We start from the raw sequence: 728 nt of genomic DNA on the forward strand, positions 1-728 counted from the left end.
CCGCGTCCGGTGATCGGTGGCCCGCAGAGCGCCACCGTGGTCGGCCCCGCCAACGAAGAGATCCACACCGACCATCTCAACCGCGTGCGCGTCCAGTTCCACTGGGACCGCCAGGGTCAGAACGATGAGAATTCCAGCGTCTGGCTGCGGGTCTCCCAGCCCAACGCCGGCGCCGGCTGGGGTGGCGTGTTCGTCCCGCGCATCGGCCAGGAAGTGCTGGTCGACTTCCTCGAGGGCGATGCCGACCGGCCGCTGATCACCGGCCGGGTCTACAACGGCGAGCAGAGCCCCGACTGGCACAGCCACGGCCTGCTCTCCGGCTTCAAGAGCAAGACCTACCGCGGCAGCAAGTACAACGAACTCGTCTTCGACGACGCCACCGATCAGGAGCGTGTCCGGCTCAACTCCGAAGCCGAGAAGAGCCAGCTCAACCTCGGCTACCTGATCCACCAGACCGGCAACACCCGGGGCGCCTTCCGCGGCACCGGGTTCGAGCTGCGCACCGATGCCTATGGCGCCATCCGCGCCAACCAGGGGCTCTACCTCTCAAGCTGGGGCCAGCTCGGCGCCAGCGGCGACCAGCTCGACCTCACCCCGGCCAGACAGCAGCTCGACAGCGCCTACCACCTCAGCGACAGCCTCAGCCAGAGTGCGGCGGACCACAACGCCGACGCCCTCGACAGCCGCGAGAACCTCAAGCAGGCCGGGGAAGACGCCGACGACAGCTA

At 68.3% G+C, this 728-nt stretch carries 1 protein-coding gene; it reads left to right on the plus strand.

Translation table 11 applies throughout. The features are described 5' to 3' along the window. The coding region (locus BTW07_RS18075; RefSeq protein ID WP_144076965.1) for a type VI secretion system Vgr family protein at positions 1 to 728 on the plus strand (728 nt) is incomplete at both ends.

This window comes from Salinicola socius, from assembly GCF_001937195.1.
GTDB classification, from domain to species: domain Bacteria; phylum Pseudomonadota; class Gammaproteobacteria; order Pseudomonadales; family Halomonadaceae; genus Salinicola; species Salinicola socius.